Below are 19,650 nucleotides of genomic sequence, written 5' to 3' on the forward strand. Positions count from 1 at the left end.
CGCCGCCTCGCCCGAGGCGGCGGGCCGCCGGCGTTCCCGGGCGCCTCCCGGAGTGCTCCCGTTGCGCGTTCGGTTCACCCGGACGAGTGGAGAGCGGGCCCTGTGCGCATCGCGCGCGATTGACCCGCGTTGAGCGGAGGGACGGGTTGAGGGTGCCGTCCGCACTCCGTGGTTCGTGCACCCTGCAACCGCCCAGACCGTCGAGAGGCCCGCCCGTGCCGTTCCTGCACCGCGCCGTCCTGATCCGTGCGGCGGGCGCCGCCCTCGCGCTCGGCGCGGCCCTCGCGGTGCAGACCTCGGCGGGGGAGGCGCTGGCCAGACGCGGTGCCGAACAGGCCGACCGCGCCGAGCAGCCCTGCACCGCCGCCGCGGCGGGCCTCGCCGAGCTCGACGGCCCGGCGGCGGGCCACCACGGCCGTCCGTCCGCCGGCCCCGACACGCCGGGCGGCCGCTGCGGCCGGACGGATCGTCAGACCCGTTAGAACAAGCCGGACATCAGCAGCGAAAATCTCACCCTTTCGGCTTAATTCGCTAATGCGGAGGAACCGTACCTCTTCCTCTACGGTTCATCCGTCAGGGGCCGCCCGCCGCGGCCCGCCGCACCGAGTCCGTACAGCGCCGCGCGGCGCCGTGCGGAGCCGCACATGCCCAGGGGGAGAGCCATGGCCAGTCCGCAGACGATCCGGCCGCACGCCGACGGAGGGCTCCGCCGGCTGCTCTCCGGGCCCGCCGCCGAATGGATCGGCCTGGCCGCCCGGCTCGGGCTCGCCGTGGTCTGGGGCTGGGCCGGGCTCGCCAAGATCTCCGACCCGGCGGAGGCCGCCCAGGCCGTCCGCGCCTACGAGATCCTGCCCGAGTCCCTGGTCAAGCCGGTCGGCTACGGCCTGCCGTTCCTGGAGCTCGCACTCGCCCTGCTGCTGCTGATCGGCCTCGGCACGAGGCTGGTCGCCGCGGTCTCCGCCCTGCTGCTGCTCACCTTCATCGCGGGCATCGCCTCGGCCTGGGCCCGCGGCATCTCCATCGACTGCGGATGCTTCGGCGGCGGCGGCACGGTCGACGCGTCCAAGACGGAGTACTTCCGGGAGATCCTCCGCGACACCGGCTTCCTGCTGCTCGCCCTCTGGCTGGTCTTCCGGCCGAGGACGAAGTTCTCCGTCGACTCCTGGCTCGCCGCCTGACACCGACCCGCGCCGCCCCCGCACGGCCCCCGACCTGCGCCCGCACCCCCGACCCCGCGGACACCCCGCATCCCTCCGACGACCCGGACACGGCCTTGGAAACAGCACCCATGAGCGACAAGAACCGAGAAGGAAAGCGCACAGCCCGCGAGCGCATGCTGCAGCAGCGTGCCGCCGACGAGGCCCGTGGCCGCCGCAAGAAGCAGCTGATCGTCGCCGGCGTCGCGGTCGCGGTGATCGCCGCCGCGGTCGTCACCGGTGTGATCGTGCAGAACGAGCGCTCCACGCCGGAGACGCCGACCGCCGCCCCCACCGGCACCATCGGCGAGAAGAACCTCGTCATCCCCTCCGGCGCCGCCGACGCCCCCTCCGTGCTCACCGTCTACGAGGACCCGCGCTGCCCCGCCTGCGGCAGCTTCGAGCAGGCCTTCGCCCAGACCGTTAACGAGCTGGAGGACGCGGGCAAGCTCGCCGTGAACTACCACATCGTGTCGTTCATCGACCGCTCGCTCGGCGGCAAGGGCTCCAAGTACGGCGCCAACGCCCTCGCCTGCGCGCAGGACGCCGGCAAGTTCCGCGCCTACCACGACGTCCTCTACAAGAACCAGCCGCCGGAGACCGCCGACACCTACGGCGACAAGGCGGCCCTGATCGACCTCGCCCAGCAGGCCCCCGGCCTGGACACCCCGGCCTTCCGGGCCTGCGTCAACGACAACAAGTACGGCGACTGGGTCTCCGCCGTCCAGCAGGACTTCGACAAGTCCGGCTTCAAGTCCACGCCGACCCTGACGCTGAACGGCACCCCGATCTACCCGAAGAAGGGCGACGAGCAGATCTCCCCGGAGAACCTCGTGAAGTGGGTCGACGAGGCCAACCAGGGCAAGAAGCTCGGCACCACCGGATCGCCCGCGGCCCAGGCCACGAGCGCCGCGGCCACCCCCTGACCGGCCGCCCGACCCGGGCGCCCCGCGACCGTTCGGAAGCTGTGACCCGCGCCGGTGCCGATCCGGCGGCCGGGACACGGTAGCGTCGACCCTGCCATGGATCTCGCATACATCCCGAGCCCGTCGCGGGGCGTCCTCTACCTGGGGCCGGTCCCGCTGCGCGCCTACGCGTTCTGCATCATCATCGGCGTCGTCGTCGCGGTCTGGCTCGGCAGCAAGCGCTGGGTCGCCCGGGGTGGTGCCAAGCACACCGTCGGCGACATCGCCGTCTGGGCCGTGCCCTTCGGCCTGGTCGGCGGCCGGCTGTACCACGTGATCACCGATCACCAGCTGTACTTCGGCGACGGCAAGAACCCGTGGAACGCCTTCAAGATCTGGGAGGGCGGCCTCGGCATCTGGGGTGCGATCGCGCTCGGCGCGGTCGGTGCGTGGATCGGCTGCCGCCGCCGCGGCGTGCCGCTGCCCGCCTACGCCGACGCCATCGCGCCCGGCATCGCCCTCGCCCAGGCCTTCGGACGCTGGGGCAACTGGTTCAACCAGGAGCTGTACGGCAAGCCGACCACGCTGCCCTGGGGCCTGGAGATCCACAAGGTGGAGTCGGACGGCACCGTGATCGAGGGCGTCTTCCACCCCACCTTCCTGTACGAGTCGCTCTGGTGCGTCGGCGTGGCCCTGCTGGTGATCTGGGCCGACCGCCGCTTCACCCTCGGCCACGGCCGGGCCTTCGCCCTGTACGTCGCCGCGTACACCGTGGGCCGGTTCTGGATCGAGTACCTGCGCATCGACGAGGCGCACCACATCCTGGGCCTGCGCCTCAACGACTGGACCTCGATCGTGGTCTTCGTGGCCGCCGTGGCCTACCTGGTGGTGTCCGCGCGGCTGCGCCCCGGCCGGGAGGCACCGGACTCCATCGACCCGGCGGCCCGCGCGGAGGCGGCCGAGGACGGTCCGTCCCGCTCCTCGGACAGCACCCGCGGCGCCGAGCGCACCGCCTCGCCGGCCGACGCCGCCCCGGAGCAGCCGGCCTGATCCCCGTCTGACCTGCCGGAACGCCCGCCCGACGGCCGCCCGCCACCCCGTGTGGAGGGCGGCCGCCGGCATGTTCGGACAGCCTTACTTTGCTGGAAAGTCGCAGGTCAACGGGCTACGTTCGAACCCGTAGAGCCCTGCGGGCAACCCTGCCCAGGCCCATGGCGACGGCGCCGTGCCCGGCTGTGCAGGGGGGACGTCCGACAGGGGGGCCTGACCCATGAGCACCGTGACACACCCGACCGCCACCGAGGAGCCGATGCCGCGCATCCCGGAGGACGGGCACCACCGCGACGTGAACGGCGGCTGGCTGCGGCCCGCCGTCTTCGGCGCGATGGACGGCCTGGTCTCCAACCTCGCCCTGGTGAGCGGCGTGGTCGGCGGGGACGCCGGCCGCAGCGCCGTCCTCCTCACCGGTCTCGCCGGCCTCGCCGCCGGCGCCTTCTCGATGGCGGCGGGGGAGTACACCTCGGTCGCCTCCCAGCGCGAGCTGGTGGAGGCGGAGATCGAGGCCGAGCGGATCGAGCTGCGCCGCAACCCGCACGGCGAGCTCGCCGAACTCGCCCAGCTGTACGTGGCCAAGGGCGTGGAGCCGGAGCTGGCGCACGAGGTGGCCCGGCAGCTCTCCCGAGACCCCGAGAAGACCCTCGCCGTGCACGCCCGCGAGGAGCTGGGCGTCGACCCCGACGACCTGCCCTCGCCGCTGGTCGCGGCCGCCTCCTCGTTCGGCTGCTTCGCGCTGGGCGCGCTGCTGCCGCTGCTGCCGTACCTGCTGGGCGCGACGGCGCTCTGGCCGGCGCTGATCGCCTCCGCGCTGGGCCTGTTCCTGTGCGGCGCCGTGGTCGCCCGGGTGACCGCGCGCAGCTGGTGGTTCAGCGGCCTGCGGCAGCTGGCGCTGGGCGGTGCGGCCGCCGGACTGACCTTCCTGCTGGGCCGGCTCATCGGTGGACAGCTCGGCTGACCTCGTGCGATGCCACAGCGCGCCGCATGGATATGCCGAGCGGTGCGTGACGTTCCACACATGGGCCGGTGGTCCATGCCTGTTCTACGCTCTCCGCGGCGGCTTCCGGCCCTCGATTCCATCCCGGCACTCGGTCGTGCGGGATGGAATCGCAGGAGCAGTGCGCGCGCGTGCATGGCCAGGGCGTTTCGGCTCTGTTTCACCCGCGCGACCGTTGGGCACACTGGTGGAAACACGCGCACCGTTGCGCGTTGCGCCGGGCCGGTCCTACTAGCCGGTAACCGCCGCTGACCTGCGGGTTATGTCCGCCATGTGGACGCCTTGTTCCACTTCGCAAGATGTCCGGCATCATGTAACCTGCACGAAAATTCGCAGAGGGCCAACGTCGTCCCTTAATGCACCAAGCCCCTCCGGCCCCCCGGCCGGACGGTGTGCTCCCAAGCCACAAGACGACGACGGGAGAGCCGATGCTGTCTGCATCCATGCACTCCGCCAACGAGCCCGCGCAGGCCAGCCGCCCGTACGCGCTCGTTCCGGATGCGCGACCTGCTGCTCAGGGCCTGTACGACCCGCGGAACGAGCACGACGCCTGCGGCGTCGGTTTCGTCGCCACGCTGACCGGCATCGCCGACCACACTGTCGTCGACCAGGCGCTGACCGTCCTGCGCAACCTGGAGCACCGCGGCGCCACCGGCGCCGAGCCGGACTCCGGTGACGGCGCGGGCATCCTGACCCAGGTCCCGGACGCCTTCCTGCGCAGCAAGGTCTCCTTCGAACTGCCGGCCGCCGGCTCCTACGCGGTGGGCATCGCCTTCCTCCCCGACGAGGACGCCGCCGACGCCGCCGCGGTCGCGGCCGTCGAGGCCGTCGCCGCCGAGGAGGGCCTGACCGTCCTCGGCTGGCGCGACGTCCCGGTCACCCCGGACCTGCTCGGCGCCACCGCCCGCTCGGTCATGCCGCGCTTCCGCCAGCTCTTCGTGTCGCACGGCGAGAAGGCCGGCATTGAGCTCGACCGGATCGCCTTCGTCGTCCGCAAGCGCTCCGAGCGCGAGGCCGGCGTCTACTTCCCGTCGCTGTCCGCCCGCACCATCGTCTACAAGGGCATGCTGACCACCGGCCAGCTGGAGCCCTTCTTCCCCGACCTGTCGGACCGGCTCTACGCCTCCGCCGTCGGCCTGGTGCACTCGCGGTTCTCGACCAACACCTTCCCGAGCTGGCCGCTCGCCCACCCGTACCGCTTCGTCGCGCACAACGGCGAGATCAACACGGTCAAGGGCAACCGGAACTGGATGACCGCCCGCGAGTCCCAGCTCGCCACCGACCTCATCCCCGCGAACGCCAACGGCCGGGGCCTGGACCGGATCTTCCCGATCTGCACCCCGGACCACTCCGACTCGGCCTCCTTCGACGAGGTCCTGGAGCTGCTCCACCTCGGCGGCCGCTCGCTGCCGCACGCCGTGCTGATGATGATCCCGGAGGCGTGGGAGAACCACGCCACCATGGAGCCGGCCCGCCGCGCCTTCTACCAGTACCACTCCAACCTGATGGAGCCCTGGGACGGCCCGGCCTGTGTCACCTTCACCGACGGCACCCAGGTCGGCGCGGTCCTCGACCGCAACGGCCTGCGCCCCGCCCGCTACTGGATCACCGAGGACGGCCTCGTCGTCCTCTCCTCCGAGGTCGGCGTGCTCGACATCGAGCAGGAGCGGGTCGTCAAGAAGGGCCGCCTGCAGCCCGGCAAGATGTTCCTGGTCGACACGGCCGAGGGCCGCATCGTCGAGGACGAGGAGATCAAGTCCGCCCTCGCCGGCGAGCACCCCTACGAGGAGTGGGTCGCCGCCGGGCAGATCCAGCTCGCCAAGCTCCCCGAGCGCGAGCACATCGCCCACACCCACGCCTCGGTGACCCGCCGTCAGCAGACCTTCGGCTACACCGAGGAGGAGCTGCGCGTCATCCTGGCGCCGATGGCCAAGACCGGTGGCGAGGCGCTCGGCTCGATGGGCACCGACTCGCCGATCGCCGCGCTCTCCGAGAAGCCGCGCCTGCTGTTCGACTACTTCGTGCAGCTCTTCGCGCAGGTCACCAACCCGCCGCTGGACGCCATCCGCGAGGAGCTCGTCACCTCGCTGCTGAGCAACCTCGGCCCCGAGGGCAACCTGCTCGACGCGCAGCCCTCGCACTGCCGCTCCGTCGGCATCACCTTCCCGGTGATCGACAACGACGAGCTGGCCAAGCTGATCCACATCAACGCCGACGGCGACCAGCCCGGCCTGAAGGCCGTCACGCTGTCCGGCCTCTACAAGGTGTCGACCGGCGGCGCCGGCCTCGCCACCCGCCTGGCCGAGATCGCCGCCGAGGCCGACGCCGCGATCGCCGACGGCGCCCGCATCGTCGTCCTCTCCGACCGCCACTCGGACGCCGAGCACGCGCCGATCCCGTCGCTGCTGCTCACCTCCGCGATCCACCACCACCTGATCCGCACCAAGCAGCGCACCCAGGTGTCCCTGATCGTCGAGGCCGGCGACGTCCGCGAGGTGCACCACGTCGCGCTGCTGGTCGGCTACGGCGCCGGCGCGGTCAACCCGTACCTGGCGATGGAGTCCGTCGAGGACCTGGTCGCGCAGGGCGTCTTCATCCAGGGCGTCGAGCCCGAGAAGGCCATCAAGAACCTGATCAAGGCGCTCGGCAAGGGCGTGCTCAAGGTCATGTCGAAGATGGGCATCTCCACCGTGGCCTCGTACCGCGGCGCCCAGGTCTTTGAGGCGATCGGCCTCTCCCAGGGGCTGGTCGACGGCTACTTCGCCGGCACCACCACCAAGCTCGGCGGCATCGGCCTGGACGAGATCGCCAAGGAGACCGCCGCCCGCCACGCCAAGGCGTACCCGGCCTCCGGCATCCCGGCCGCGCACCGCGCGCTGGAGATCGGCGGCGAGTACCAGTGGCGCCGCGAGGGCGAGCCGCACCTGTTCGACCCGGACACGGTCTTCCGCCTGCAGCACTCCACCCGCAACAAGCGGTACGACATCTTCAAGCAGTACACCTCCCGGGTGAACGAGCAGTCCGAGCGCCTGATGACGCTGCGCGGCCTGTTCAAGCTGGACGCCAAGGACCGCACCCCGATCTCGATCGACGAGGTCGAGCCGGTCTCCGAGATCGTCAAGCGGTTCTCCACCGGCGCCATGTCGTACGGCTCCATCTCGCGCGAGGCGCACGAGACCCTCGCCATCGCGATGAACCGCCTCGGCGGCAAGTCCAACACCGGTGAGGGCGGCGAGGACCCGGACCGCCTGTACGACCCGGAGCGCCGCTCCGCGATCAAGCAGGTCGCCTCCGGCCGCTTCGGCGTCACCAGCGAGTACCTGGTCAACGCGGACGACATCCAGATCAAGATGGCCCAGGGCGCCAAGCCCGGCGAGGGCGGCCAGCTGCCCGGCCACAAGGTGTACCCGTGGGTCGCCAGCACCCGGCACTCCACCCCGGGCGTCGGCCTGATCTCCCCGCCGCCGCACCACGACATCTACTCCATCGAGGATCTGGCCCAGCTGATCCACGACCTCAAGAACGCCAACCCCGAGGCCCGCATCCACGTGAAGCTGGTCTCCGAGGTCGGCGTCGGCACCGTCGCCGCGGGCGTCTCCAAGGCGCACGCCGACGTGGTGCTGGTCTCCGGCCACGACGGCGGCACCGGCGCCTCGCCGCTGACCTCGCTCAAGCACGCGGGCGGCCCCTGGGAGCTCGGCCTCGCCGAGACCCAGCAGACCCTGCTGCTGAACGGCCTGCGCGACCGCATCGTCGTGCAGACCGACGGCCAGCTGAAGACCGGCCGCGACGTCGTCATCGCCGCCCTGCTGGGCGCCGAGGAGTTCGGCTTCGCGACCGCCCCGCTGGTGGTCTCCGGCTGCATCATGATGCGCGTCTGCCACCTGGACACCTGCCCGGTCGGCGTCGCCACCCAGAACCCCGTGCTGCGCGACCGCTTCTCCGGCAAGCCGGAGTTCGTGGTGAACTTCTTCGAGTTCATCGCGGAGGAGGTCCGCGAGATCCTCGCCGAGCTGGGCTTCCGCTCGATCGAGGAGGCCGTCGGCCACGCCGAGCACATCGACGCCCAGGCCGCGATCGGCCACTGGAAGGCCGCCGGCCTCGACCTGGCGCCGCTGTTCCACGTGCCCGAGCTGCCGGAGGGCGCGGCCCTGCACAACACCACCGTGCAGGACCACTCGCTCGACAAGGCCCTCGACAACCAGCTCATCGAGCTGGCCGAGGACGCCCTGGAGCGCGGCGAGGCCGTCCGGATCCAGCTGCCGATCCGCAACGTCAACCGCACGGTCGGCACCATGCTCGGCCACCGGGTGACCAAGAAGTACCGCGGCGAGGGCCTGCCCGAGGGCACCATCGACGTGACCTTCACCGGCTCCGCCGGCCAGTCGTTCGGCGCCTTCGTGCCGAAGGGCGTGACCCTGCGCCTGGAGGGCGACGCCAACGACTACGTCGGCAAGGGCCTGTCCGGCGGCGTCATCGTCGTCCGCCCGGCCCGCGACGCCGCGGCCATCGGCGCCGACGCGCAGAACCACGTCATCGCCGGCAACACCATCGGCTACGGCGCCACCAGCGGCCGCGTCCACCTGCGCGGCAAGGCCGGCGAGCGCTTCGCCGTCCGCAACTCCGGTGCCACCCTGGTCGTCGAGGGCGTGGGCGACCACGGCCTCGAGTACATGACCGGCGGCCGGGTCGTCGTCCTCGGCGAGACCGGGCGTAACCTGGCAGCGGGCATGTCCGGCGGCATCGCGTACGTCCTCGACCTGCGCCCGGCCAACGTCAACGGCGGCATGGTCGGCATCGAGGCCCCCGACGCCAAGGACCGCGACTGGCTGCGCGAGACCGTGCAGCAGCACTACGAGGAGACCGGCTCCACCGTGGCCGCCGAGCTCCTCGCCGACTGGGGCGGCGGCGTCTCCCGCTTCTCCAAGATCATGCCCACCGACTACAAGGCTGTGCTCGCCGCCAAGGATGCCGCTGAGCGCGACGGGCTCTCCGAGTCCGAGACCACTCGCAAGATGATGGAGGCGGCACATGGCTGACCCGAAGGGCTTCCTGACCACCCCGAAGCAGCTGGCCGAGCGCCGTCCCGTGGACGTCCGTCTGCGGGACTGGAACGAGGTCTACGTCGAGCGCAGCCTCCTGCCGATCATCACCAAGCAGGCCGGCCGCTGCATGGACTGCGGCATCCCGTTCTGCCACAACGGCTGCCCGCTCGGGAACCTCATCCCCGAGTGGAACGACCTGGCCTACCGGGACGACTGGACGGGCGCCATCGAGCGCCTGCACGCCACCAACAACTTCCCGGAGTTCACCGGCCGCCTCTGCCCGGCGCCCTGTGAGTCGGCGTGCGTCCTCGGCATCAACCAGGACGCGGTGACCATCAAGAACGTCGAGGTCACCATCATCGACAAGGCCTGGGACCGCGGCGGCGTCGCCGCGCAGGTCCCGGAGCGCCTGTCCGGCAAGACCGTGGCCGTCGTCGGCTCCGGCCCGGCCGGCCTGGCCGCCGCCCAGCAGCTCACCCGGGCCGGCCACACCGTGGTCGTGTACGAGCGCGCCGACCGCATCGGCGGCCTGCTGCGCTACGGCATCCCCGAGTTCAAGATGGAGAAGCGGCACATCAACCGCCGCATCGAGCAGATGCGCGCGGAGGGCACCCGCTTCCGCACCGGCGTCCACGTCGGCGAGGACATCACCGGCCAGCAGCTGCGCGAGCGCTTCGACGCGGTCGTCGTCGCGGCCGGCGCCACCACCGCCCGCGACCTGCCCGTCCCGGGCCGGGAGCTGGCCGGCATCCACCAGGCCATGGAGTACCTGCCGCTCGCCAACAAGGTGCAGGAGGGCGACTACGTCGACTCCCCGATCAGCGCCAAGGGCAAGCACGTGGTCGTCATCGGCGGCGGCGACACCGGCGCGGACTGCGTCGGCACCGCCCACCGCCAGGGCGCGGCCTCGGTCACCCAGCTGGAGATCATGCCGCGCCCCGGCGAGGAGCGCCCCGGCCACCAGCCCTGGCCGACCATGCCGATGACCTACAAGGTCACCTCCGCGCACGAGGAGGGCGGCGAGCGGATCTACTCCGTCTCCACCACCCACTTCAGCGGCGACGAGGACGGCAACGTCCAGCAGCTCCACCTCGTCGAGGTCGAGTTCAAGGACGGCAAGTTCGAGCAGGTGCCCGGCAGCGAGCGCGCCATCCCGGCCCAGCTCGTCACCCTGGCCATGGGCTTCACCGGCACCGACGTCAAGAACGGCCTGGTCGAGCAGCTCGGCGTCGAGCTGGACGCCCGCGGCAACGTCGCCCGTGACGGCAAGTTCGCCACCAACGTCGAGGGCGTGTACGTTTGCGGTGACGCGGGCCGCGGCCAGTCGCTCATCGTCTGGGCGATCGCCGAGGGCCGCTCCGCCGCAGCCGCGGTGGACAAGTACCTCGGCGGCAAGACCCCGCTGCCCGCCCCGATCCGCCCGACGGACCGCCCCCTGGTGGTCTGACACCCCGCACGACCGGAGACAACTCCGGCTGCAGTAACACCGCGACCCGCCAGAGCCGCCGGGACCCTGCGGTTGCAGCGCCTGCCCACTCCCCGACCAGTTGGGGGCAGGCGCTGCCTGCTGTTCCGGCCCGTCCGCCGCCCGTCGTCGGCATGCCGACGGCCCGCACCTGGCGTGCACTCCACGACTTTCCTGGCAATCGGCTGGGAGCGGCGTGGCGCGCCCTTCCCGCTGTCCGACCCTGGTGGCAGACTGCGCCCGACGGGCAACTGCCCCACCGGACACGGAGGTCGGCGCGATGAGCATGCTCCACACGGGCGGCGGGGTGACCGCGCACCGGCTGCTGCTGGGCTCCCAGCTGCGGCGGCTGCGCGAGGCCCGCGGCGTGACCCGCGAGGAGGCCGGCTACTCGATCCGCGCGTCCGAGTCGAAGATCAGCCGGATGGAGCTCGGCCGGGTCGGCTTCAAGGAACGCGACGTCGCCGACCTGCTCACCCTCTACGGCCTCGACCGGGGCGAGGAGCGCGCCACCCTGCTCGGCCTCGTCGCCGAGGCCAACGCCGTCTCCTGGTGGCACGGTTACGAGGACGTCGTCCCGACCTGGTTCCAGACCTACCTCGGCCTGGAGGAGGCCGCCGCCTCGATCGCCAGCTACGAGATCCAGTTCGTCCCCGGGCTGCTGCAGACCGAGGAGTACGCCCGCGCCGTCGTCCTGCTCGGCCGGCACCACGCCACCGCGCAGGAGGTCGACCGCCGGGTCGCCGTCCGGATGCGCCGCCAGCAACTGCTCGCCGGCGGCCGCACCCCCGCCCTGCACGCCGTCATCGACGAGGCCGCCCTGCGCCGCCCCTGCGGCGGACCGGAGGTGATGCGCGGCCAGCTCCGGCACCTCATCGAGGCCGCCGCCCGCCCCGAGGTCACCCTGCAGGTGGTGCCGCTCGGCACCGACCTGCCCGGCGCCGAGGCCGGCGCGTTCTCCGTCCTCGGCTTCACCGAGTCCGAACTGCCCGACGTCGTCTACCTGGAGCAGTTCACCAGCGCCCTCTACCTGGACCGGCCGACCGAGGTCGCCGAGTACGCCGCGGCGCTGCGTCGGCTCAGCGAGGCCAGCCTCTCTCCCGAGCGTTCACTGACCCTTCTCCGCTCCGTTCTCCAGGACATCTGATCGTCGGTCAGTAGGATGAGGTTCCGTCAAATCCGGTCGCGAGGGCGGACCTCACCGAAAGGCAGCGGATGTCTCACTTCACGGAACTGTCGCAGCAGTACATCGACGGCCAGTGGCGCCCCGGCAGCGGCTCGTGGGACATCGTCGACATCAACCCCTACGACGGCGAGAAGCTCGCCGCCATCACCGTCGCCACCGCCGACGAGGTCGACCAGGCGTACCGGGCCGCCCAGCGCGCCCAGCGCACCTGGGCCGCCACCAACCCGTACGCCCGCCGCCTCGTCTTCGAACGCGTCCTGCGCCTCATCGAGGACCGCGAGCAGGAGATCACCGACACGATCATCGCCGAGCTCGGCGGCACCCGCCTCAAGGCGGCCTTCGAGATCTCCCTCTCCAAGGACATGCTCCGCGAGTGCATGCAGCTCTCGCTGCGCGCCGAGGGCCGCATCCTGCCCTCCCCGGTCGACGGCAAGGAGAACCGGCTCTACCGCCTGCCGGTCGGCGTCGTCGGCGTCATCAGCCCGTTCAACTTCCCGCTGTTCCTCTCCCTCAAGGCCGTCGCCCCCGCCCTCGCCCTCGGCAACGGCGTCGTCCTCAAGCCCCACCAGGACGCCCCGATCACCGGCGGCACCCTGATCGCCAAGCTCTTCGAGGACGCCGGCCTGCCCGCAGGCCTGCTCAACGTCGTCCTCACCGACATCGCCGAGATCGGCGACGCCTTCATCGAGCACCCCGTCCCCAAGGTCATCGCCTTCACCGGCTCCGACGCCGTCGGCCGGCACGTCGCCACCGTCGCCGCCTCCCACTTCAAGCGCACCGTCCTCGAACTCGGCGGCAACAGCGCCCTCGTCGTCCTCGACGACGCCGACCTCGGCTACGCCGTCGACGCCGCCGTCTTCAGCCGGTTCGCCCACCAGGGCCAGGTCTGCATGGCCGCCAACCGCGTCCTCGTCGACCGCTCCGTCCTCGACGAGTTCACCGCCAGGTTCGTCGCCAAGATCCGCACCCTCACCGTCGGCGACCCCCAGGACCCGGCCACCGACATCGGCCCGCTCATCAACTCCGCCCAGGCCGACGCCATCACCGCCCAGGTCGACGAGGCCGTCGCCGGCGGCGCCGAGGTCCTGCTCCGCGGCACCACCGTCGGCACCCTGATGGACCCGGTCGTCCTCACCGGCGTCCCGCACGACGCCCCCGTGCTGCGCCGCGAGATCTTCGGCCCGGTCGTCGTCGTGGTGCCCTTCGACGGCGACGACGAGGCCGTCGAGATCGCCAACGACACCCCGTTCGGCCTCAGCGGCGCCGTCCACACCGGCGACATCGAGCGCGGCGTCCGCTTCGCCCAGCGGATCGAGACCGGCATGATCCACATCAACGACGGCACCATCGCCGACGAGCCGATCATCCCCTTCGGTGGCGAGAAGAACTCCGGCGTCGGCCGCCTCAACGGCGACGCCACCGTCGAGGCCTTCACCACCGTCAAGTGGATCTCCATCCAGCACGGCCGCAGCCGCTTCCCGTTCTGACGATCCCGCCCGGCGCACCACCGGCCGGGGCCCGTTGTCGGCCCCGGCCGGTAGCGTCCGCGCCATGACGGACCATCAGCTCGCCCTGCCCGACGGCCGCACCCTCCGCTCCTACGACACCGGGCCCGCCGACGCCCCGCTCACCGTCGTCTGGCACCACGGCACCCCCAACCTCGGCACACCGCCCGCACCCCTGCTGCCCGCCGCCGCCCGGCTCGGCATCCGCTTCGTCTCCTACGACCGCCCCGGCTACGGCGGCTCCACACCCCTCCCCGGCCGGGACGTCGCCTCCGCGGCCGCCGACACCGCCGCCCTCGCCGACAGCCTCGGCATCGAACGCTTCGCCGTCCTCGGCCACTCCGGCGGCGGGCCGCACGCCCTCGCCTGCGCCGCCCTGCTGCCCGACCGCGTCCTCGCCGCCGCCTCCGTCGCCGGACTCGCCCCGTACGGCGCCGACGGCCTCGACTGGTACGCCGGAATGACCGACTCCGGGGTCGCCTCGCTGCGGGCCGCCGCCGCTGGCCGCGCCGCCAAGGAACGCCACCAGCGGGACCACGGCGCCGACTACGACTGCGAGTTCACCCCCGGTGACCTCGCCGCCCTGCACGGCGTCTGGTCCTGGTTCGACACCGTCGTCGGCCCCGCCGTCGCCGCCGGCCCCGCCGCACTGATCGACGACGACCTCGCCTACACCGCCCCCTGGGGCTTCGACCCCGGGCGGATCCGCACACCCGTCCTGCTGGTGCACGGCGAACGCGACCGCATCGTCCCCGCCGCCCACAGCCGCTGGCTCGCCGACCGCATCCCCACCGCCGACCTGCGGACCCGCCCCGACGACGGCCACATCTCCGTCCTCGCCACCGCCGAAGACACCCTCACCCGACTGGCCGCCCGGGCCACCCCCTGAGGGCTGCCCAACCACCAGGGGGCAGCCCTCAGGGGCGCGTGGGGGCACCCAGGCGGCTAGTCGCCTGCCGTGAGGAGGAATTCGTCCAGTTCGGTGCCGTACCAGCGGGTGGTGCGGCCCTGGAGGGTCATGCCGAGGCGGCGGCAGACCGCCGCCGAGGGGGCGTTGCCCGGGCGGACGACCGCCCGGATCTCCGGCAGGCCGTCCGCGAAGCCCTTCGCCACCGCGGCCCGCGCGGCCTCGGTGGCGAAGCCGTTCCCCCACGAGTCCGGGTGGAAGTGCCACCCCACCTCCACCTCGCCGTCCCCGTCGGGGAGCGGCACCAGCAGCACCGAGCCCGCCACCACCCCGGTGTCGGCCCGTTCGACCGCCCACACCCCGAACCGCGGGTCCGCCGACCGTCCCCGGAAGCGCTCGACGAGCGCCAGCGCCTCCGCCTCGTCGGCGAGCACCCGCGGCTGCGCCCCCAGCCACCGGGCGACCTCCCACCGCCCGTACAGGTCCAGGGCACGCGCCGCGTCCCCGGCCTCCCACAGCCGCAGCACCAGCCGCTCGGTACGCCACACGAAGAACCACCGCCCCTTCTCGCAGAGGATCCGATCCTGCCCCCGCCGGGCTCGCCGCTGCCAGGGCCCGGGAACGGTCCGCTACTGGCCGCCGTCCTGGCCGCGTGCCGGACCGCCGTCCACGGCCCCCGTCGGCACCTGCGGCGCGCCCGTGGCCAGGTCCAGCACCACCCGGCCGTCCAGCGGGCCGGCCAGCCGGAACTGCGCCGGCGAGATGTGCGCCGCCAGGTCGCACACCGTCCCCGGCTGCACCGTCGACCGCACCCGGGCGATCAGCACCACCGCCGCGCCCGTCTCGTACGCCTCGGTGCGTTCCACCCGCTCGCAGCTGCCGTGCGCGACCCCCGCCGTCACGGTCCGCCCGTCCGCGGACACCGACGAGAACGACGCCGGCCGCGCCCCCGGCACCTCCTTCGCCGGCCCGGACGGCGGCTGCTGCGACTCCACCGCCGGATAGGTGAACGGATCGGCGTACCCCGCGATCCGGAACCGCCACACCGGGATCTCCGCCCGCCCGCGGCTGGTCGACACCTCCCGCGTCCCCGGCTCCGCGCCCGTCACCTTCAGCGGCCGCTCACAGCCTCCGTTGCACCCCGGCCTGCCCTCCGTCAGCGACCGGAACACCGCATCCGCCGACCGCAGCGGCAGCGTCAGCTGCGGACCGTCCGCCCACCGCACCTGCGCCAGCCCCGAGAACGTCTGCGGCAGCCCGCCCGCCAGCACCAGCCGCCCGGATTGGTACGCGTCCTTGTCCGCACCGCTGTGGAACGCGTCCTGCGGCAGCCACTCCGCCGGCACACCCACCGGGTAGTAGCCCGACCTCCAGACCTTCTCCTGCGCCGACCCGGGCCACGCCGCCGCCACCTCGGCCGCCCGCTGCCGCGCGGGCCCGTCCGCCGTCGCGCCGCCCTCCTGCGGGCCGCCGCGCACCACCGTGCTGCCGCAGCCCGCCAGCGCACACGCCACCAGCAATGCCGGCAGTGCCGCCACCACACCCCTGCGCATCCGAGAAACCCCCTACCGGTACGAACCAACCGAACGGCAGTGGGACGCAGCGGCCCGCCGACGGGTTCCGCTCCCGCTCCCGGGGCGCGCGGACCGCCCCGGGGCGCGAGACTGGTGAGCGGTCCCGCATCCGCGCGGCCCGAGGAGGTGCCCCATGACCGAGTACGAGCTGTCCTTCCCGCACCCCGGCCAGGACACCGACGACATCGTGGTGGTTCGTCCCACCGGCACCCTCGGCCCCGGTGGGCACCCGGTGTACACCGACGACAGCGGCATCGTCCGCGCCGAGATCAGCGACCGCGACGAGGTCCGGATGCTCGCCACCGGCGGCCGCCAGGAACTCACCCCGCCGTCCACCGTCCACCGCCGCGCCTGACCCGAACCCGTACGGCCCCGGCCCGCCGCGCCCGCCCCGGCCGGCCCGGCGGGCACCGCGGCCGCGCGCACGAAGGGGACGCCGATGGACCCCGCAACCCCCGCCCTCGACGCCGGGCAGCGCCGCGCCCTCACGGCGATCAGCGAGCGCGAGGACGCCGCCTTCCGGGCGCGCGTGCCCCGCTCGCTCGCCCTGACCGCCCGGGCCCGCACCCGGATGCCCGGCGGCGTGCCCATGCAGTGGATGGCCGGCTTCTACCGCACCCCGGTGCTGTGGGTCGCCCACGGCGCCGGACCGTCCTTCACCGATGTCGACGGCAACAGCTACCTCGACTTCAACGTCGGCGACATGTCGACCGTCCTCGGCTACGCGCACCCCCGGCTCACCGAGACCGTCGCCGCCCAGGCCGCCCGCGGCGTCCAACTGTTCCTGCCGACCGAGTCCGCGCTCGCCGTCTGCGACCAACTGCGGCTGCGCTTCGGCCTCCCGCAGTGGCAGTTCAGCCTCTCCGCGTCGAACGCCAACACCGAAGCGCTGCGGATCGCCCGCGCGGCGACCGGCCGGCAGGGCGTGCTGTTGTTCGCCGGCAAGTACCACGGCCAACTGCAGGAGACGCTCTGGACCGACGACGGCACCGGACCGGTTCCGGAGGCCACCGGACTGGCCGCGCCGCCGGCCGTCGCCGTCGTCGACTTCAACGACCTCGCCGCCACCGAACGGGTCCTGAGCCGCCGCGGCTGCGCGGCGGTGCTGATCGAGGGCGTGCTCACCAACTGCGGCACCGTCCTGCCCGAACCCGGCTTCCTGCCCGGGCTGCGCGAGGCCTGCACCCGCCACGGCACGCTGCTGGTGACGGACGAGACCCACACCCAGTTCGACCACTACGGCGGCGCCGTCACCCACTACGGCATCGCCCCCGACATGGTCACCGGCGGCAAGGGCATCAGCGGCGGCATCCCGATCGGCGCCCTCGGCATGACCGACGACCTCGCCGACCTGGTCGCCGCCCAGCTCGCCGACGAACTCGGCGACACCGTCGGGCTCGCCCTCGGCGGCACGCTGTTCGCCAATGCGCTCTCGCTGGCCTGCGCCGAGGTCGTCCTCACCGAACTGATGACCCCGGCCGAGCACGAGCGGATCGCCCGACTCGGCGAACGCCTCGCCGACGGCATCGAGGCCGCCGCCCGCAGCCGCGGACTGCCCTGGCGCGCCCACCGGTTCGGCGCCCGCTCCGGCTACTGCCTGCAACCGGAACTGCCCCGCAACGCCCGCGAGGCGCACGCCGGCCTCGACCCGCTGTTCACCGACGCACGACGGGTCTACTTCGCCAACCGCGGCGTCTGGGACGCCATCGGATCCTCCGGCCCGCACGCCGGATTCGCCCACGACACCGCCGACGTCGACACCTACCTCGGCGTCCTCGACGCCTTCCTCGACGAGATGTGCGCGGCCTGAGGCCGGCAGCACACGGGGGCGCGGTCTCCCGCGCCCCCGTGGCCCGACCCGTCCCTAGAACAGCGGCACGCCCGCGCGGACCAGGCGCCAGGACACCGCGCCGAAGTCCGCCGGGTCGATGACGCCCTTGGCCTTCACCCAGGCGATCATGGTGTTGCGGATCTCGTCCGAGTTCGACCAGACCTGCTTCGCCGCCGCCACGTGCGGGAAGTTGCCGCCGCCGCCCGCACGGTAGTTGTTCACCGCCAGCACGAACTGCGCGGCAGGGTCGATCGGCGCACCGTTGAACGACAGGCCGACGATCCGCGAACCCACCGGCTGCGCCACGTCGATGTCGTACGAGACGCCGTACACCGAGTCGTAGTTGTAGTCCGGGGTGGAACCGGCGTTGGTCAGCGTGCCCAGGTCCACCGGCGCACCGGGCGCCAGCTGCGCGAAGTACCGCGCCGAGAACTCCAGGTAGTCCTTGATCTGCGCACCGGTCAGGATGCGCGCCTCCAGGGTGTTCTCGTAGATGTACAGCCCCGCCGCGTCGCGCAGCCGCACGTCGCCCGCCGGGATGACCGCGGTGCGGTTGAACGGCGCCGCCTGCGCCAGCACCGGCAGGTTCGCGTACTCGGTCGACGCCAGCGCCGCCTTCACCGTGTCGGCCTGCACCCGGCCGATCAGGTCGATGATCGGCACGTCCTTGAACGGCGCCTCGGCGATGGACAGTTCGGTCTTGCAGGTGCCGATCACCTGGTTGACGTACGCCACCACCTTCTTGTGCTGGCCCGCGATCAGCTTCACGATCGCCGGGTCCTCCGGCACGGTGTTGGAGTTCAGCACCCGCGAGCTGACCGAGGTGACCTGCCAGGAGCCGTGCGAGAACTCCACCTCGAAGTCGAAGCAGGTCAGCCGCTGGCCCCAGCACAGCGGCTCGGACAGCACCACGTTCCTGCCGGTCTGCTTGTTCACCACCAGCCGCTGCGGGATCTCCTTGTGCGCGTGGCCGACCAGCACCGCGTCGACGCCCGGCACCTCCTCGGCGAGCTGCGCCGACACGTTCTCGCCCCAGGGCAGCTGGTCGCCGTACGAGGTGGCGCCGTCCGCACCCGAGTGCGAGGAGACCACCACGACGTCCGCGCCAGCCGCGCGCATCCGCGGCACGTACTTCTTCGCCGCCTCGACGATCCCCGGGAAGACCATCTTGCCGGAGACGTTGGCCTTGTCCCAGATCGCGATGCCCGGGTTGGTCAGGCCGAGGATGCCGACCCGCAGCGGGCGGCCGTGCCCGAGGTGCATCTCCTTGATGACGTACGGCTCGAAGGCGGGCCGCTCGTTCTTGGCGTACAGCGCGTTGGCACCGAGCAGCGGGAAGTCCAGCTGCTCCTCGTAGGCGCGCAGCAGCGGGATGCCGTAGTTGAACTCGTGGTTGCCGAGGGCGGCGGCGTCGTAGCCGATGGCGTTCATCGCGGCGGCCATCGGGTGGCGCGGCGGGCGCTTGGCGGTGATCGGCTCGATGCGGGCGTAGTAGTAGGCGAGCTGGGTGCCCTGGATGGTGTCGCCGGAGTCGATCAGCAGGGTGCGGTGGCAGCCCTTCTCCTCGCGGACCTGCTTCACCAGGGTGGAGATCTTGGCGAGGCCGACGTCGTTGTGCGCCTTGTCGTCGTACTCGGCGTCGGTGAAGTAGTCCCAGTTGAGCACCCGGCCGTGCAGGTCGGTGGTGCCCATCACGGTGAAGCCCTGCTTCTGCGGGGCCTTGCGGGCGTCCGCGCCCTGGGCCGCGGCGGCGGGGGCGGCCGCGACGACCGGCAGGCCGCCGGCCAGGGCGGCACCGGCCGCGGTGGCGGCCGAGCGCGAGACGAACTCACGGCGGTTCAGGGGCATGGAGGACTCCAGCGTGGGGCGGTGACGGACGGTCGGCCGCGGTGCTGCCGACCGGTGGTGACGCGCGTAGAGAAACGCGCGTAGAAGTCTGCCGCCAAAACGCCCGCCGCGACAGCCCCCCGACGTTGCGGACAGGTG

The 19,650-nt window shown here is 72.6% G+C and carries 15 protein-coding genes; 12 read left to right on the top strand and 3 right to left on the bottom strand.

Going from position 1 to position 19,650, the window contains the following annotated elements:
* Positions 1-215: 215 nt before the first annotated feature.
* From ABD353_RS14625 to ABD353_RS14670, 10 genes are all read left to right on the top strand, one after another.
* Entirely contained in the window at positions 216-482 is a 267-nt protein-coding gene (locus tag ABD353_RS14625) for a hypothetical protein (RefSeq protein ID WP_344624004.1), read from the top strand.
* Between the two features lie 180 nt (positions 483-662).
* On the top strand, positions 663-1,178 hold the full coding sequence (locus ABD353_RS14630) for a MauE/DoxX family redox-associated membrane protein (protein ID WP_344624005.1): 516 nt from the start codon (positions 663-665) through the stop codon (positions 1,176-1,178).
* Positions 1,179-1,288: 110 nt separating this feature from the next.
* The gene (locus ABD353_RS14635; protein WP_344624006.1) at positions 1,289-2,122 is read left to right on the top strand and encodes a DsbA family protein; all 834 of its coding nucleotides are present in this window, start codon (positions 1,289-1,291) and stop codon (positions 2,120-2,122) included.
* 96 nt (positions 2,123-2,218) lie between these two features.
* Positions 2,219-3,151, top strand: coding sequence for a prolipoprotein diacylglyceryl transferase (lgt, locus tag ABD353_RS14640; RefSeq protein WP_344624007.1), 933 nt, complete (start codon positions 2,219-2,221; stop codon positions 3,149-3,151).
* A 220-nt stretch (positions 3,152-3,371) separates the two neighbouring features.
* Positions 3,372-4,112 carry a VIT1/CCC1 transporter family protein gene (locus ABD353_RS14645; protein WP_425555157.1) on the top strand — a complete coding sequence of 247 codons (741 nt, stop codon included), beginning with the start codon at positions 3,372-3,374 and terminating at the stop codon, positions 4,110-4,112.
* Positions 4,113-4,594: 482 nt separating this feature from the next.
* Entirely contained in the window at positions 4,595-9,190 is a 4,596-nt protein-coding gene (gene gltB / locus ABD353_RS14650) for a glutamate synthase large subunit (protein ID WP_344624029.1), read from the top strand.
* Positions 9,183-10,643, top strand: a complete 1,461-nt coding sequence (locus tag ABD353_RS14655; protein ID WP_344624008.1) for a glutamate synthase subunit beta — start codon at positions 9,183-9,185, stop codon at positions 10,641-10,643. The genes gltB and ABD353_RS14655 overlap by 8 nt, the downstream gene beginning before the upstream one ends.
* A gap of 298 nt (positions 10,644-10,941) precedes the next feature.
* Positions 10,942-11,808, top strand: a complete 867-nt coding sequence (locus ABD353_RS14660; protein WP_344624009.1) for a helix-turn-helix domain-containing protein — start codon at positions 10,942-10,944, stop codon at positions 11,806-11,808.
* Positions 11,809-11,876: 68 nt separating this feature from the next.
* Positions 11,877-13,334, top strand: a complete 1,458-nt coding sequence (locus ABD353_RS14665) for an aldehyde dehydrogenase family protein (protein ID WP_344624010.1) — start codon at positions 11,877-11,879, stop codon at positions 13,332-13,334.
* A gap of 64 nt (positions 13,335-13,398) precedes the next feature.
* A complete protein-coding gene (locus ABD353_RS14670; RefSeq protein ID WP_344624011.1) occupies positions 13,399-14,241 on the top strand; it encodes an alpha/beta fold hydrolase in 843 nt (280 codons plus the stop codon).
* Positions 14,242-14,297: 56 nt separating this feature from the next.
* On the opposite strand, the gene ABD353_RS14675 is transcribed toward ABD353_RS14670, so the two are convergent.
* Both ABD353_RS14675 and ABD353_RS14680 read right to left on the bottom strand, forming a co-directional pair.
* The gene (locus ABD353_RS14675) at positions 14,298-14,807 is read right to left on the bottom strand and encodes a GNAT family N-acetyltransferase (RefSeq protein ID WP_344624012.1); all 510 of its coding nucleotides are present in this window, start codon (positions 14,805-14,807) and stop codon (positions 14,298-14,300) included.
* 81 nt (positions 14,808-14,888) lie between these two features.
* Positions 14,889-15,812: a hypothetical protein gene (locus ABD353_RS14680; protein WP_344624013.1), complete on the bottom strand. Its 924-nt coding sequence runs from the start codon at positions 15,810-15,812 to the stop codon at positions 14,889-14,891.
* Between the two features lie 154 nt (positions 15,813-15,966).
* Here ABD353_RS14680 and ABD353_RS14685 point away from each other — a divergent pair, with 154 nt between their 5' ends.
* A complete protein-coding gene (locus ABD353_RS14685; protein ID WP_344624014.1) occupies positions 15,967-16,188 on the top strand; it encodes a DUF6296 family protein in 222 nt (73 codons plus the stop codon).
* Positions 16,189-16,272: 84 nt separating this feature from the next.
* The gene (locus ABD353_RS14690) at positions 16,273-17,643 is read left to right on the top strand and encodes an aminotransferase class III-fold pyridoxal phosphate-dependent enzyme (protein WP_344624015.1); all 1,371 of its coding nucleotides are present in this window, start codon (positions 16,273-16,275) and stop codon (positions 17,641-17,643) included.
* 54 nt (positions 17,644-17,697) lie between these two features.
* Here ABD353_RS14690 and ABD353_RS14695 read toward each other — a convergent pair whose 3' ends face one another.
* Complete coding sequence (locus ABD353_RS14695) at positions 17,698-19,512, bottom strand: bifunctional metallophosphatase/5'-nucleotidase (protein ID WP_344624016.1); 1,815 nt, start codon at positions 19,510-19,512, stop codon at positions 17,698-17,700.
* Positions 19,513-19,650: the final 138 nt, after the last annotated feature.

The sequence above is a fragment of the Kitasatospora arboriphila genome, from assembly GCF_039528095.1.
In the GTDB taxonomy this organism is placed as follows: Bacteria; Actinomycetota; Actinomycetes; order Streptomycetales; family Streptomycetaceae; genus Kitasatospora; species Kitasatospora arboriphila.

Bases quoted from the DNA above. Each gene is read 5' to 3' on its own strand.
- ABD353_RS14635 (WP_344624006.1), top strand. From the start codon at position 1,289: ATGAGCGACAAGAACCGAGAAGGAAAGCGCACAGCCCGCGAGCGCATG.
- ABD353_RS14670 (WP_344624011.1), top strand. From the start codon at position 13,399: ATGACGGACCATCAGCTCGCCCTGCCCGACGGCCGCACCCTCCGCTCC.
- ABD353_RS14680 (WP_344624013.1), bottom strand. From the start codon at position 15,812: ATGCGCAGGGGTGTGGTGGCGGCACTGCCGGCATTGCTGGTGGCGTGT.
- ABD353_RS14660 (WP_344624009.1), top strand. From the start codon at position 10,942: ATGAGCATGCTCCACACGGGCGGCGGGGTGACCGCGCACCGGCTGCTG.
- ABD353_RS14665 (WP_344624010.1), top strand. From the start codon at position 11,877: ATGTCTCACTTCACGGAACTGTCGCAGCAGTACATCGACGGCCAGTGG.
- ABD353_RS14685 (WP_344624014.1), top strand. From the start codon at position 15,967: ATGACCGAGTACGAGCTGTCCTTCCCGCACCCCGGCCAGGACACCGAC.
- lgt (WP_344624007.1), top strand. From the start codon at position 2,219: ATGGATCTCGCATACATCCCGAGCCCGTCGCGGGGCGTCCTCTACCTG.
- ABD353_RS14690 (WP_344624015.1), top strand. From the start codon at position 16,273: ATGGACCCCGCAACCCCCGCCCTCGACGCCGGGCAGCGCCGCGCCCTC.
- ABD353_RS14655 (WP_344624008.1), top strand. From the start codon at position 9,183: ATGGCTGACCCGAAGGGCTTCCTGACCACCCCGAAGCAGCTGGCCGAG.
- ABD353_RS14630 (WP_344624005.1), top strand. From the start codon at position 663: ATGGCCAGTCCGCAGACGATCCGGCCGCACGCCGACGGAGGGCTCCGC.
- ABD353_RS14645 (WP_425555157.1), top strand. From the start codon at position 3,372: ATGAGCACCGTGACACACCCGACCGCCACCGAGGAGCCGATGCCGCGC.
- gltB (WP_344624029.1), top strand. From the start codon at position 4,595: ATGCACTCCGCCAACGAGCCCGCGCAGGCCAGCCGCCCGTACGCGCTC.
- ABD353_RS14695 (WP_344624016.1), bottom strand. From the start codon at position 19,512: ATGCCCCTGAACCGCCGTGAGTTCGTCTCGCGCTCGGCCGCCACCGCG.